This window comes from Mesorhizobium sp. CNPSo 4689 (assembly GCF_057784325.1).
On record NZ_JBWLUZ010000001.1, the window covers coordinates 37871 to 52012 of the forward strand.

At 64.2% G+C, this 14142-nt stretch carries 13 protein-coding genes; 5 read left to right on the forward strand and 8 right to left on the reverse strand.

Going from position 1 to position 14142, the window contains the following annotated elements:
• The first annotated feature begins 45 nt into the window (after window positions 1–45).
• The 4 genes from AC04SI_RS00215 (at window position 46) to AC04SI_RS00230 (ending at window position 5469) form a co-directional block, all read left to right on the forward strand.
• Window positions 46–1524 carry a mannitol dehydrogenase family protein gene (locus tag AC04SI_RS00215; protein ID WP_404274728.1) on the forward strand — a complete coding sequence of 493 codons (1479 nt, stop codon included), beginning with the start codon at window positions 46–48 and terminating at the stop codon, window positions 1522–1524.
• An 18-nt stretch (window positions 1525–1542) separates the two neighbouring features.
• Window positions 1543–2226, forward strand: a complete 684-nt coding sequence (locus AC04SI_RS00220) for an HAD family hydrolase (protein WP_404274730.1) — start codon at window positions 1543–1545, stop codon at window positions 2224–2226.
• Window positions 2223–3809 (forward strand): FGGY-family carbohydrate kinase, encoded by a 1587-nt coding sequence (locus AC04SI_RS00225; RefSeq protein WP_488473766.1) that lies wholly within the window; start codon window positions 2223–2225, stop codon window positions 3807–3809. Before AC04SI_RS00220 ends, AC04SI_RS00225 begins: the two co-directional genes overlap by 4 nt.
• Window positions 3810–4065: 256 nt before the next feature.
• Window positions 4066–5469, forward strand: coding sequence for an MATE family efflux transporter (locus AC04SI_RS00230; protein WP_488473767.1), 1404 nt, complete (start codon window positions 4066–4068; stop codon window positions 5467–5469).
• 50 nt (window positions 5470–5519) lie between these two features.
• Here AC04SI_RS00230 and AC04SI_RS00235 read toward each other — a convergent pair whose 3' ends face one another.
• The 8 genes from AC04SI_RS00235 to speB form a co-directional block, all read right to left on the reverse strand.
• A complete protein-coding gene (locus AC04SI_RS00235; protein ID WP_404274734.1) occupies window positions 5520–6323 on the reverse strand; it encodes an ABC transporter permease in 804 nt (267 codons plus the stop codon).
• Window positions 6320–7174 (reverse strand): ABC transporter permease, encoded by an 855-nt coding sequence (locus tag AC04SI_RS00240; protein WP_404274736.1) that lies wholly within the window; start codon window positions 7172–7174, stop codon window positions 6320–6322. The genes AC04SI_RS00235 and AC04SI_RS00240 overlap by 4 nt, the downstream gene beginning before the upstream one ends.
• Window positions 7171–8208 carry an ABC transporter ATP-binding protein gene (locus AC04SI_RS00245; RefSeq protein ID WP_404274737.1) on the reverse strand — a complete coding sequence of 346 codons (1038 nt, stop codon included), beginning with the start codon at window positions 8206–8208 and terminating at the stop codon, window positions 7171–7173. The genes AC04SI_RS00240 and AC04SI_RS00245 overlap by 4 nt, the downstream gene beginning before the upstream one ends.
• 78 nt (window positions 8209–8286) lie before the next feature.
• The gene (locus tag AC04SI_RS00250; protein ID WP_404274739.1) at window positions 8287–9375 is read right to left on the reverse strand and encodes an ABC transporter substrate-binding protein; all 1089 of its coding nucleotides are present in this window, start codon (window positions 9373–9375) and stop codon (window positions 8287–8289) included.
• Between the two features lie 68 nt (window positions 9376–9443).
• On the reverse strand, window positions 9444–10091 hold the full coding sequence (locus AC04SI_RS00255) for an amino acid ABC transporter permease (RefSeq protein ID WP_006201831.1): 648 nt from the start codon (window positions 10089–10091) through the stop codon (window positions 9444–9446).
• Window positions 10088–10756, reverse strand: a complete 669-nt coding sequence (locus tag AC04SI_RS00260) for an amino acid ABC transporter permease (RefSeq protein ID WP_404274741.1) — start codon at window positions 10754–10756, stop codon at window positions 10088–10090. The genes AC04SI_RS00255 and AC04SI_RS00260 overlap by 4 nt, the downstream gene beginning before the upstream one ends.
• 100 nt (window positions 10757–10856) lie before the next feature.
• Window positions 10857–11663: a transporter substrate-binding domain-containing protein gene (locus tag AC04SI_RS00265; RefSeq protein WP_404274742.1), complete on the reverse strand. Its 807-nt coding sequence runs from the start codon at window positions 11661–11663 to the stop codon at window positions 10857–10859.
• A gap of 81 nt (window positions 11664–11744) precedes the next feature.
• Entirely contained in the window at window positions 11745–12806 is a 1062-nt protein-coding gene (gene speB, locus AC04SI_RS00270) for an agmatinase (protein ID WP_404274743.1), read from the reverse strand.
• Window positions 12807–13068: 262 nt separating this feature from the next.
• Between speB and gcvA the strand changes: the two genes are divergently transcribed.
• Complete coding sequence (gcvA, locus tag AC04SI_RS00275; RefSeq protein WP_404274745.1) at window positions 13069–14043, forward strand: transcriptional regulator GcvA; 975 nt, start codon at window positions 13069–13071, stop codon at window positions 14041–14043.
• Window positions 14044–14142 lie beyond the last annotated feature (99 nt).

Below are 14142 nucleotides of genomic sequence, written 5' to 3' on the forward strand. Positions count from 1 at the left end.
ACGCCGGGATCGCGAAGGCCGGGTTGGGCCAAAGGGTAAAAGCAGATGACCGTGAAACTCTCGTCTTCCACTCTCGCCAAGCTTCCCCCGAAGGTCGCCGGCCCGAAATACGATCGCGCCGCCCTCAAGGCCGGCATCGTGCATTTCGGCGTCGGCAATTTCCATCGCTCGCACCAGGCCGTCTATCTCGACGACCTGTTCAATCAGGGCGTCGGCCATGACTGGGCGCTGGTCGGCGCCGGCGTCTTCGAGGGCGAGAAGGTCGGCCGCGGCAAGCTGCAGGAACAGGACTGGCTGACCACCGTGGTCGAGCAGGACTCAGGCCATATGAGTGCTCGCGTCACCGGCGTCATGATCGACTTCCTGACGCCAGGCGATGCGACGGCGATCATCGAGCAGCTTGCCGATCCGGCGATCAGGATCGTTTCGCTGACCATCACCGAAGGCGGTTATTTCATCGATCCGGCCTCCGGCGTGTTCAACCCGACCCACCCTGATATCGTTGCCGACGCGCAGCCAGGGGCGACGCCGAAGACCGTTTTTGGCCTGATCCTGGCCGGACTGATGCACCGCCGCAGCGACGGCGTCGTGCCGTTCACCGTCATGTCCTGCGACAACATCCCTCACAACGGCCATGTCACCTCCGACGGCGTCATCGGCCTCGCCCGCCTGATCGACGAGGACCTCGCCAATTGGGTGAGCGACAACGTCGCCTTTCCGAACGGCATGGTCGATCGCATCACGCCGGCCACCACCGACCGCGAGCGCGGCATTCTGGCCAGCGATTTCGGCCTCGAGGACAACTGGCCGGTGTTCTGCGAGCCTTTCAAGCAATGGGTGCTGGAGGATCATTTCACCGACGGCCGCCCGCCGCTGGAAAAGGTCGGCGTGCAGTTCGTCAAAGACGTGGCTCCCTACGAGCTGATGAAGATCCGCATCCTCAATGGCGGCCACGCGACGATCGCCTATCCGGCTGGGCTGATGGACATCCATTTCGTCCATGAAGCGATGCAGGAGCCGCTGGTGCGCGACTTCCTCGCCAAGCTGGAGCGCGACGAGATCATCCCGACCGTGCCGCCGGTTCCCGACACCGTGCTTGAAGACTATTACCAGCTCATCGAGCGCCGCTTCTCCAACCCGAAGATCGGCGACACCATTCGCCGGCTTTGTCTCGACGGTTCCAACCGCCAGCCGAAATTCATCATCCCGACGATTGCCGACCGGCTGAAGGCGGGAAAGAGCGTCGCCGGGCTGGCGCTGGAATCGGCGCTCTGGTGCCGCTACTGCTTCGGCACCACCGACAGCGGCGCCGTCATCGAACCCAACGATCCGAGCTGGGACCGGCTGCAGGCGGCGTCCAGGGCGGCAAAAGATGCGCCATCCGCCTGGCTTGCCATGGAGGACATCTATGGCGATGTCGGCCGCTCGCCGGTCTTCGCCGAAGCGTTCGCCCATGCGCTCAACATTTTGTGGGCGAACGGCGCGCGGCAGACGCTGACGCGCTATATCGCCGGCCAGCTCTGACGCCGACGGAAGCAGAGAATGACGCCCGAACTGGTCATCTTCGACTGTGACGGCGTCCTGGTCGACAGCGAGGCGCTCTCCGTCTCGGCCCTGCTCGGCATGATCGCGCTTGCCGGCGGCGTGGTCAGCGAAGACGACGCCTACGAGCATTTCCTCGGCAAAAGCATGAAGAGCGTCCGCGAGATCCTCGGCCGCGACTTCGGGCTCGACATCACCGACCAGCATCTGACCGCGATGCGCGTCGAATTGATGCGCAAATTCCGCGAGGAGTTGAAGCCGATCCCCGGCATCAAGGACGTGCTGCCGAAGCTCGGCGTGCCATCCTGCGTCGCCTCCTCGGGCACGCTCGAGCGCATCCGCTACGCGCTCGAGGTCACCGGATTGCTTGGCCATCTGGAGCCGCATCTGTTCAGCGCCACCATGGTGGCCAAAGGCAAGCCGTCGCCCGACCTTTTTCTCCACGCGGCCGCCAGCATGCGCGCCCATCCGCGCAAATGCCTGGTCATCGAGGACAGCCCGGCCGGCATCGCGGCCGCGCGCGCGGCGGGCATGCGCGTCTTTGCCTTCACCGGCGGCTCGCATGCCGGCAACCCGGCATTGAAAGCGCGGCTTGCGTCGAGTGAGCCGGACTTTATATTCGCTGACATGCTGCAATTGCCCGATCTGATTGCAGGCCTGGGAGCGAGAGAAAAAGCATCTTGACCAACAGTTTCGTTTGCGCGGTCGATGTCGGCACCGGGAGCGCCCGCGCGGGCATTCTCGACACCAAGGGCACCTTGCTTGGCCGCGCCGATCACCCGATCGCCATGCACCAGCCCAAGGCCGATCATGCCGAGCATGATTCGCAGGATATCTGGTCGGCGGTGTGCGTCGCCGTGCGCGCCGCCCGAGAGAAGGCCGGTGTGGCGGCAGGCGACATTGTCGGCATCTCCTTCGATGCCACCTGCTCGCTGGTGGTGCGCGACAGGCAAGGCGGCCAGCTCAGCGTGTCGGTGACCGGGGAGCGGCGCTGGGACACCATCGTCTGGCTCGACCATCGCGCCATCGCCGAGGCCGACGAATGTACGGAAAGCGGCCATGCCGTGCTCGACTATATCGGCGGCGTCATGTCGCCGGAGATGGCGACGCCGAAGCTGATGTGGCTGAAGCGCAAATTGCCGGGAACATGGAATGAAGCCGGCTATCTATTCGACCTCACCGATTTCCTGACCTGGAAGGCGACCGGCTCGCTGGCGCGCTCGCAATGCACGCTGACCGCCAAATGGACCTATCTCGCGCATGAAGAGACCGGTTGGCGGCGAGACTTCTTCGAGACGGTCGGTCTTGGCGATCTTTTCGAGCACGGCAATCTGCCGGAGAAGGCAAGTCCGGTCGGGACCGATATCGGCCCGCTCAGTCCGGAAGCGGCGGCGGAGCTTGGTCTGACGGATAAATGCCGGGTCGGTGCCGGCGTCATCGATGCCTATGCCGGCGCGCTCGGTGTGCTTGGTGGTTTTGCCGGCGACGGCAGCAATATCAGCCGCCATCTGGCGCTGATCGCCGGCACCTCCTCCTGCGTCATGGCAATGTCGCCCGACCCGCAGCCTTTCGCCGGCGTCTGGGGGCCGTATTATGGCGCGGCACTGCCAAAACTCTGGCTGTCGGAAGGCGGCCAGTCGGCCACCGGCGCGCTGCTCGACCACATCATCCGCTGGCACGGCGCCGGCGGCGAGCCCGACGCCGCCATGCACGCCAGGATCGCCCGCCGTGTCGCCGAACTGCGCGCCGCCGAGGGCGAAGGTCTCGCGGCGAGGCTGCATGTGCTGCCGGATTTCCACGGCAACCGCTCGCCATTGGCCGATCCGCATGCGGTCGGCGTCGTCAGCGGGCTTACACTCGATGCCTCCTTCGACAGCCTGTGCAAGCTCTACTGGCGCACCGCCGTCGGCATCGCGCTCGGCGTGCGCCATGTGCTGGAGGCGCTGAACGAGAACGGCTATTTGATCGACACGCTGCATGTCACCGGCGGCCACACCAAGAACCCGCTTTTGATGGAGCTCTATGCCGATGCCACCGGCTGCGCGGTGGTCGAACCGCTGGCCGACGAGGCGGTGCTGCTCGGCACCGGCATGGTCGCGGCCACCGCCGCTGGGCTTTTCCCCGACCTCAACGCCGCCTGCGTCGCCATGCAGCAAGGCGGCAAAAAACGCGCCGCCAACCCGGCCGCCGGCACTCGCTTCGACCGCGACTACCGCATCTTTTTGGAGATGCACCGCCAGCGGCGGGCGCTGGATGAGATCCGCTAGAGCAATTCCAGGAAAAGTGTGAAACGGTTTTCCGTCCGGAATTGCGTCAAAACAAACAGATAGGGCGGTTCTGCGTTTCCGTGAAACGCTGAACCGCTCAAGCTCTGGCTCAATAGCTGCCCGCTCCTCCTCCCTTGCCTTCATGTCGCATTTCGTTCAATAGACGGCGCAAACGCCGCGAAACCGAGGGTTTTGCCGTTTGCAATGCGGCTTCCGGCTCCGATGCCGACGCGCCGCAATCGGAAAGAGCAGGACAATGTCTGCGATCGAAGCCGGCGCTCGCGCGCCGGAAAACCTTTGGCGTCAGGAAATCACGGCGACGCTGGCGCTCGCCTGGCCGATGGTGCTGACCAATCTCGGCCAGACGGCCATGACCGCCACCGACGTCATGATGATGGGCCGTCTCGGACCGGACACGCTGGCCAGCGGCGCGCTCGGCGCCAATCTCTATTTCATGCCGCTGATCTTCGGCCTCGGCCTGATGCTGGCGACCTCGCCGATGATGGCGACCGAACTCGGCCGCCGCCGCCATTCCGTGCGCGACCTGCGCCGCACCGTGCGCCAGGGCCTGTGGCTGGCGATCCTGATCTCAATTCCGATCTGGATCGCGCTCTGGCACGGCGAGGCAATCCTGTTGGCCATGGGCCAGGAGCCGAGACTCGCGCATCAGGCGGGCATTTATCTGCGCTGGCTGGAATGGGCGATGCTGCCGTTTTACGGCTATATCGTGCTGCGCTCCTTCATCTCGGCGCTGGAACGGCCAGGCTGGGCGCTGATCATCGTCTTCGTCGCCGTCGCCTGCAACGCCTTCTTCAACTGGGTGTTCATGTTCGGCAATCTAGGGGTCACCTCGATGGGCATTGCCGGCTCCGGTCTCGCCACGACGCTCTCCAGCACGCTGATGTTTTGCGGCATGGCGGCGGTGGTGATGCTGGAGAAGAAGTTCCGCCGCTATCGTCTGTTCGGCCGCTTCTGGCGCGCCGACTGGCCGCGCTTCACTGGCCTGCTTCGGCTCGGCATGCCGATCGCCGGCCTCCTCGCCTTCGAGGTGACGATCTTCAACGCGGCAGCGCTTCTGATGGGCCTGATCGATGCGGATTCGCTGGCCGCTCATGCCATCGCCATCCAGATCGCCTCGATCTCGTTCATGGTGCCGCTCGGCCTCAACCAGGCGGTGACGGTGCGGGTCGGCCTTGCCCATGGTGCGGGCAATCCGGAAGGGGTTTCCCGCGCCGGCTGGACAGCCTTCGTCATCGGCGTCTCCTTCATGGCGCTGATGGGTCTGGTGATGATTCTCTGGCCGCATCTGTTGATCAGCGCCTTCATCGATCTCGCCAATCCGGCCAACGCCAGGGTGATCGCGCTTGCCGTGTCTTTTCTTGCGTTTGCGGCACTGTTCCAGATCTTCGACGGCGCGCAGGCGGTTGCCGCCGGCATGCTGCGCGGCCTGCACGACACCAAGGTGCCGATGATCTATGCCGCGATCGGCTATTGGGGCATCGGCCTGCCGCTCGGCGTGCTGCTCGCCTTCCATTTCGGTTTCAACGGCGTCGGCATCTGGATCGGCCTGTCGTCGGGCCTCGCCGTCGTGGCGGCAATGCTTCTGGCGCGCTGGCTACGGCGCGACCGGATCGCGCCGTCATTGGCATTCGTGCACTGAAACAGAAAGGCCGCCGGTTGCCCGACGGCCTTCTTCTTCGAGCGGATTGCTCAGTTACCGTCGGACGACATCGCGCCGAGCAGCCTGCGGATGTCGCCGAACCGCGCGATCGCGCCGAACACCAGCGCCGCCACCGCGACGAAGAACACCGACACCGAGGCCATGGTCGGCGTGTAGCCGTAGCGCAGCGCGTTGAAGATCTTGATCGGCAGCGTCTCGGTGGTGAAGCCGATCGTCATATAGGCAACGATATATTCGTTGAGCGACAGCACGAAGGCGAAGGCGTAGCCCGAGACGAGGTAGGGGAGAATCAGCGGCAACACCACGGTCTTCAAGACGGTGCGGTCGTCGGCGCCCATGGTGGCGGCGGCCTCGACCAGCGAGCGGTCGATCGAGGCAAAACCCAGCGACAGCGTCACCAGCGGCAGTGTCACGAAGAAGATGGCGTGGCTGATGATTGCGGTGAAGAACTGGCCGAACAGCCCGACCGTCGCCCAGAAGCTGAGGAAGCCGAGCGCCGTGATGACAGGCGGCAGGATGAAGGGCGCGAGCCCCAGCACCTGAAAAATGTTCGCCCATGGCGCGATGCGCCGCCACAGGAACCAGGCCAGCGGCAGTGCGATGGCCACCGCGATCGCCGCCGAGCAGACGGCGAGCGTCACCGAATGGATCAGCGCCAGCCGCCATTCCGGGTCGGTGAAGATCTGTGCGTACCACGCCAGCGAGAAGCCGACCGGCGGGAAAGCCAGGTCCTGCTTCTCGTTGACCGAGACGCCGGCAACGACGATGAGCGGCGCCGCCAGGAACAGGGCGACGAGGCCGAAATAGAAGCGGCGAAGCCAGGTCTCGGTCATAGCGCGTTCTCCTTGCGTCCAACGAGCAGCGTCATTCCAACCAGCGCCAGCGAGATCAGCACCAGGAACACCGCCATCGCCGCCCCGAAAGGCATGTTGGACTGATAGATCGCCTGGTCGGTGATCAGCACCGAAAGTGTCCAGTGTTGCGGCCGTCCGAGAATCTGCGGCAACAGATAGGAACCAAGCGCAAACACGAAGACCATGATCAGCGTTGCCACGATGGTGTTTCGGAGCGCCGGCGCCACGACGTTGAAGAAGGCCCGAACCGGCGAGGCGCCAAGCGTGCGCGCCGCCTCGAGCAGTGTCGGGTCGAGGCGCACGAGGGCGGGGTAGAGCACCAGGATCGTGTAGGGCAGCGCCTGGTAGACCATGCCGGTCAGCACCGCGCCGAAGCTCGGCAGCAGCGCCACCGGCTTGTCCATCAGCCCGATCGCCACGAACAGATTGGTGATGCCCGCGGTGCGCGAAAACAGTGTCGACCAGGCAAAGCCGATGATGACCTCCGACAGCGACAGCACCGACAACAGCCCGACCAGCCACAGCGTTTGCACGCGGCGCGGGCGCCGCGTCAAAAGATAGGTGAAGGGGAAGGCGATGGCGACGCAGCAGACGGCGACCAGCACCGCCAGCATCAGCGAAAAGCCGAGCACGCCGCCGAAGAACATCGACAGGAAGCGTGCGTAATTGTCGAACACGAAATCCGGCGTGTAGAAGCCGGAAGGGTTGCGCTTGAAGAAGCTCACCGCGATCATCGTCGAGAACGGCACGACGAAGAAGACGATCAGCATCAGCGCCGGAAAGAACAGCGGCGTGTAGTCGGCTACCGACTTTGGAGCTTCGCGTCTCATGAGCCGAGCACCACGCAGCTTGCGGGCGGCAGCGTGACGCCGACCTTGGCGCCGACCGGCACGTCATGCCGCTCGCGCGGCGTCGTCACGGCGATGATGCTGGTGCCGCCGACCTCGACGAAGGTCTCGATGGTGCCGCCGAGATCGCGCACGAAACTCACCTCGCCGGTGATTGCCGATCCGCCGGGAGCGCCGAGATGCACGTCCTCGGGACGGATCGACACCGAGGCCTTGCTTTGTCCCGCCGGCATGGCAAGGCCGGGAAAGGCGGTGCCGAGGATGGTGGTGCGCCCGGCGCTGTCGACTTCGGCCGGCAACAAATTGGTGATGCCGATGAAGTCGGCGACGAAAGCGTCGGCCGGTTTGCGGTAGATTTCGATCGGCGGCGCCGCCTGCAGGATCTTGCCGTGGCCCATGACGACGACAAGGTCGGCCATGGTCATTGCTTCGCGCTGGTCGTGGGTGACGACGATGGTGGTGATGCCGAGCCGCTGCTGCAGCTGGCGCAATTCCACCTGCATGGCCTCGCGCAATTTGGCGTCGAGCGCCGAGAGCGGCTCGTCGAGCAGGAACAGTTTCGGCGACAGCGCCAAGGCACGGGCGATCGCCACGCGCTGGCGCTGGCCGCCCGACAGTTTCGCCACCGGGCGATCGGCAAAGCCGGGCAGGTGGATCAGGCTCAGCAACTCGTCGACGCGTTTCTTCTGCTCTTCCTTCGAGGCGCCGCGAATGCGCAGCGCATAGGCGATGTTGTCTCCGACAGAAAGATGCGGAAACAGCGCCAACGACTGGAACACCATGCCGAGATTGCGCTTGTGCGTCGGCAGCGGCGTGATGTCCTCGCCGTCGAGCACGATGGCGCCGCTGGTCGGCTCCTCCAGCCCGGCAATCATGCGTAGCAGCGTGGTCTTGCCGCAACCCGATGGCCCGAGCAGGCACACGAAAGTGCCGTGCGGTACGTTGAGCTGGACATTGTCGACGGCGGCGAAGCTGCCGAATTTCTTGGTGATGGCGTTGATGTTCAATCCGGACATGACTCACCCCTCTCAGGCATTGCACTGCAAGGGCCGCCGGAGGCTATCCGGCGGCCGGTCAGGTTAATGCAGGTCGGCTTAGCCGACGATCAGCTCGGTCCACTTCTGGTTGATCCAGTCGGCCTTCGACGTATAGAGGTCGTAGCGCGGGATGATCGGCTCGATGTCCGACGACACCGCGGCGAACTCTTCTGGCTTGAGGTCGAGCACCTCTTTCTTGAGCGTCGGCGTCGTGCCGACCTTGCGCGACATGAGACCCTGCATCGAAGGTTGGCTCATATAGTCGATGAAGGCGTGCGCCTCGTCGACCTTGGTCGAGGCGCGCGACAGCACCCAATTGCCGGAATCCTGGATGCCGCCTTCCTTGGGGAAGGTCGAGCGGACATGGAAGCCGTCGGCGGCCGCGAGCCCGGTGACGTCGTGATAATATTGGCCCATCGGGATCTCGCCCGACTTCAAGGCCTGCTCGAACTGCGCCTCGTCGCGGTACCAGAGGCGGACGTTCGGCTTGACCTCGGCGAGCTTTTCGAACGCCTTGTTCAGCCCGTCCTCGCTGTCGAGCGCGTTGGTACCGCCCATGAAGGTCTTGGCAGTCACTTCGAGCAGGAACGAGTTGGAGGCAAGCGCCAGCAGGCCGAGCTTGTCTTCGTTGGCCTTGTCCCACAGTGCGGCCCACGATGTCGGCGCGTCCTTGTAGACATCGGTGTTGGTGACCAGCGTGATCCACCAGGCAACGGCACCGATGCCGGCAACGCGGCCGTCCGGATACTTGTTGACGAAGCGGGGCAACAGGTCGTTGTAGTGCTTGAATTTCGACGTATCGAGCGGCGTCCACAATTCGGTCGACTGGCCCTTTATCGTTGAGCCCTGCGACATCATCGAAAGGTCGGCCGGCGCCTGCCCGGCCTTGGCCGCCTGTTCGAGCTGCACCAGCCAGGCCTCGCCGGTCGGCTCGGCGACGGATTCGACCGCGATACCGGTTGCCTTGGTGAAATCCGGGAAGACATGCTCGTCGAAGGATTTCTTGAAGTAGCCGCCATAGACGCCGACCTTCAGCGACTTGTCCTGCGCCCGCAGGATCGAAGGCATGGCGAGCATGCCTGCCGTTGCGAGGCCGGCGCCAAGCACGCCGCGCCGTGTCAGGGATTTTCCGATCAGTCTGTTCATCTCGTTTCTCCTCAGTTGATGCCGGCTAACCGGCGGGTTCCCTTCACACACTGTTTCGCCGCCTGGCGTCAGTGGGCCGCCGCTCGTTGTTCGAGCGTGCGGGCGTATTGCGTCAGTGGAAAGCACATGACGAAGAAGATCAGCGCCACCAGCCCGTAGACCTTGAACGGCTCGAAGGTGGCGTTGTTGATGGCGTTGGATGTCCTGACCAGTTCCTCGAAGCCGATGATCGAGGTCAGCGCTGTCGATTTGATTAGCTGTACCAGGAAGCCGACGGTCGGCGCCCGGGTGATCGAGAACGCCTGCGGCAGGATGATCAGCCTCAGCTCCTGCAGATAGTGGAGGCCGAGGCTGGCGCCGGCATCCCACTGTCCCTGCGGCAACGCGGCGACGCCGCTGCGCCAGATCTCGGCCAGGTAGGCGCTGGCGAAGAAGGTGAGGCCGAGCACCGCCGCCGTCCACGGCTCGATGCGCAGGCCGAGCATCGGCAGGCCGAAGAACATCAGGAACAGCTGCATCAGGAGCGGCGTGCCCTGGAACAGCGCGATGTAGCCGGAAGCAATGCGCCGGCTCCACTTGTTTTTGGCGATCCTGAAGAACAGCACGACGAGGCCGACCAGCGCGCCGCCGACGAAAGCGGCAAGCGACAAAAGCACCGTCCAGCGCGCGGCGAGCAAGAGGTTGCGCAGAATATCCCAGAAGGTGAATTCGATCATGACACACCGGCTCCCAGAACGCGGCGTCCGCCTGACACCAGCAGCCGGCGCAGGCCCATCGACAGCGCCAGATAGACCATCGTCACCACGAAATAGGTTTCGAAGGCGCGGAAGGTGCGTGCCTGCAGCATGTCTGCCTCGTAGGTCAGTTCCCGCACGGCGATCTGCGACACGACGGCGGATTCCAGCATCATGATGACGACCTGGCTGGTCAGCGCCGGGTAGATCACCTTCAGCGCCTGCGGCAGCACGATCTTGACGAACACCTGGCGTGGCCTGAGCCCGAGCGCCAGTGCTGCTTCCGTCTGTCCGCGCGGTACCGCGTCGAGCCCGGCGCCGACGATCTCGATCGTGTAGGCCGCCATGTTGAGCGTCATCGCCAGCATGGCGGCCAGGATCGGATCGAGCCTGATGCCGAGGCTGGGCAGGCCGAAGAAGATGAAGAACAGCTGCACCAGGAACGGCGTGTTGCGCATCACCTCGACATAGACGCCAATCGCCCGCTTCAGCAGCAGCGGGCCGTTTCGCCGGCCGGCCGCGCCGAGGATGCTGAGCAGCGTTCCCACGAACGTGGTCACGACGATCAACAGCATCGTCGTGGCCGCGCCGCGCGCGATCGCGCCCACAGCACCCGCAAGCCAGCCGAAGTCGAGGCTGTAGCCCATGACGATAGGTCCCGTCCGGAATTGCGTAAAAACAAATACTTAGAGCGGGTCCGGCGGTTCATCAAAAGCTGAGCCGCTCTAAGTATCAACGACTCTGGCATCAATCCTTGAGGTTGTCGGGATTGAGCGGCGTCTTCAGCCAGGCCTTCGAGCTCTCATCCAGCTTGCCGTCGGCCAGCATCTTGGCGACCGCGTCGTTGACCGCCTGCTTCAGCCGGTCCTCGTTCTTGTTGAGGCCGATATGCGAAGGCGAAGTGAGCAACTGGAATTTCTGCTCCGGCTGCAGCGCGTCCTGCTTGGCCAGCACCTGGGCGCCGACATCGTTGCCGACCACCATCAACTGGGTCTGGCCGGAGATGAAGGCCTGGATGACGGCGTTGTAGTTGTCGAAGCGGCGGATGTCGGCCGAAGCCGGCGCTGCCTCGGTCAGCGAGGTGTCCTCCAGCGTGCCGCGGTTGACTGCGATCGACTTGTCGGCGAGGTCTTCCTTGCCTTTGACCGCAAGTGCGGCCGGGCCGATGACCGCGATGTAGTAAGGGGCGTAGGCGGCGGCGAAATCGATCACCTGCTCGCGCTCCTTGGAGTAGCCGACGCTCATCAAAATATCGACGCGCTTGTCGGTCAGATATGGGATGCGGTTCTGGCCGGTGACGCTGACCAGGTTGAGCTTGACCTTCAGGGAATCGGCGATGGCCTGCGCCACGTCGATGTCATAGCCCTTGATGCTCATGTCGGCGCTGGCCGAGGAGAAGGGCGGGAAATCGGAGAAGATGCCGACATTGATCGCGCCGGCCTTGGCGATGTCGTCGACCGCGTCGGCATTGGCCTGCGTGGTGAAACCAAAGCCGGTCGCGCCGAGCATCAGCACGGCGGCGATGGATGATTTGAGCTTCATGTGAAAAGTCATTGTCGTTCCCCTGCTGGAAGCTTGTTTGTTTGAGGCCGGCCGCCGGCTCCAGCGCGGCGGCCGCCTTCGATTTGTCTAGTGTCAGGATCCTTTGCTCGTGATCGCCGGGCTGAACACCATCAGGCTCAGGATCTCGAACAGAATCTGAGCGCCGACATGAGCGGTGTTGGTGGTCGCGTCATACTGCGGCGCCACCTCGACGACGTCGCCGCCGACGATGTTGAGGCCCTTGAGGCCGCGCAGCAGTTCGAGCACCTCGCGCGTCGTCAGTCCGCCGATCTCCGGCGTGCCGGTGCCCGGCGCGAAGGCCGGATCGACGCTGTCGACGTCGAAGGAGATGTAGGTCGGGCCGTCGCCGACAATCTTGCGCGCCTTCTCGATGATGGCGGGGATGCCGAGGCCGGTCACCTCCTCGGCATGCACCACGGTCATGCCGGATTCGTAGCTGAATTCCCACAGATACTCGGCCGCGCCGCGGATGCCGATCTGGATGGTGCGCGACGGGTCGAGCACGCCGTCCAGCACCGCGTTGCGGAACGGCCCGCCATGATGGAACTTGGTCAGGTCGAACAGGCCGCTGGTGTCGCAGTGGGCGTCGATATGGATCATGCCGACCGGCACCTTCTTGCCGACCGCCTTCAGGATCGGATGGCTGATCGAATGGTCGCCGCCGACTGAAAGCGGGATCACGCCGGCATCGACGATCTGGTTGGTACGGCGCTCGATGTCTTCATGGCTGGTCTCCAGCCGGTAGCGGCTCTGGAACGGCACGTCGCCGATGTCGGCGACCCGAAGCTCATGCGTTGGAGCACATTCCAGGACGTGGTTGTAAGGGCCGATGCGTTCGATGGCGCGCAGCGCCCGCGGCCCGAAGCGCGAACCCGGCCGGTTGGTGACGCCGAGATCCATCGGGACGCCGATGATCGCCACCTGCAGGTCGCCGAAGTCCGGATTGTCGGCGGCAATTTCGCGATAGGGTGCTGCAAGGAAGGTCGGGATGCCGGAATAGGGCGCCAGCCGCGTGCCGCTCTTTGAAAAGATCTTGTCGGCGACCTTGCGGAATTTCGGGTCGAACATCTCGCCGCCATGGCCTTCGCCATATTTGCGACGCAACGCTTCGAGCTTGCCGCGATCATAACCCATGTCGGTCTCCTCCTGTCTGAATGATGACTCGAAAGGCCTCGGCGACGCTTGGCGAACTGACCACCATCCGGCCGGACCGCTGTCCCGCTCTGGCTGCCTTCGAATTTCACGTCTTGATGCTGCTCTGGTTCAAAGTGTCCGGCAGCTGGATTGAAAAATCAATTGATATTGTTAGTGTAATTACTGTGAGAAAATCTCACAATCAATTTGGCGCGCGATCTTGTCCGAAAACCGGCCCCGGGATCATGCTTAGCGAGTGCCGATGGCCAAGCGTCTGCCCCCGTTGAATCCGCTGCGCGCCTTCGAGGCGACGGCACGCCACGCCTCGCTGACCAAGGCGGCGACCGAGCTCAATGTCACGCACGGCGCCATCAGCCACCAGATCAAGGCGCTCGAGCAATCGCTCGGCGTCAAGCTGTTCGAGCGCGCCGGACAGCGGGTGAAACTCACGCCGCACGGCGCCGAACTCTTGCCGGCGGTGTCGAGCGCCTTCGACGGCATCGCCGCCGCCACCCAGCGCATGACCAGGCCGGCCAGTGCCGGCACGCTCTCGGTCTCCTGCGTGCCGGCGCTGCTGCTTTTGTGGATGGCGCCCCGGCTCGGCAGCTTCATGTCGCAATATCCCGACATCAGGCTGACGCTTGTCCCGTCCAACGACGCCAGGGACATCCGCGCGCCGCACATCGATGTCTGCGTGCATTATGGCGACGGCAGCTGGAGCGACTGCTGGATGCGCAAATGGTCGGGCCTCGAATTGTTCCCGGTGGTCAGCCCGACGCTGATCAACAACCGCCCGATCCGCACCGTCCGCGATCTCGCGGACCATGTCTTCCTGCATGGCGACGACGGCCGCGAATGGCACACCTGGCTTGCCGCCGCCGACGGGCTGGATCTCGAGCGCGGCCGCCGCCACCATCTCGGCGACGCCCGCACGGCAACGGAGGCCGCGGTGCATGGCCATGGTGTGGCGCTTGGCGATTCCGTGACGGCAAGCACGCTGCTTGCCAGGGGCCTGCTGGTTGCGCCGTTCAGCCTGTCGGTGCCGGCGGTCGACGATTTTTACGTCGTCTGCCGCAACGAGATGCGTTCGGCGCCGATCGTGCAGCTGTTCATCGACTGGCTGTTTGCCGAGAAGGAACAGGCCGACGGCCGCGCCGACGCGCCGGTGGCCGGCCGCATCGGCATCCGCAGGAAGCGTCCGGCGCTGCGGGTGATCGGCACCAAGAGCGCTTCTTGAGGCCGTTTCAAGTAAACCCGGCGCTTGCGCAGCGGTCGCTTTTTGTCGGGCCAGGCCGCAAAGCGGGAGGCGCTTTCAAAAATTCAATGCTAAGAGGCA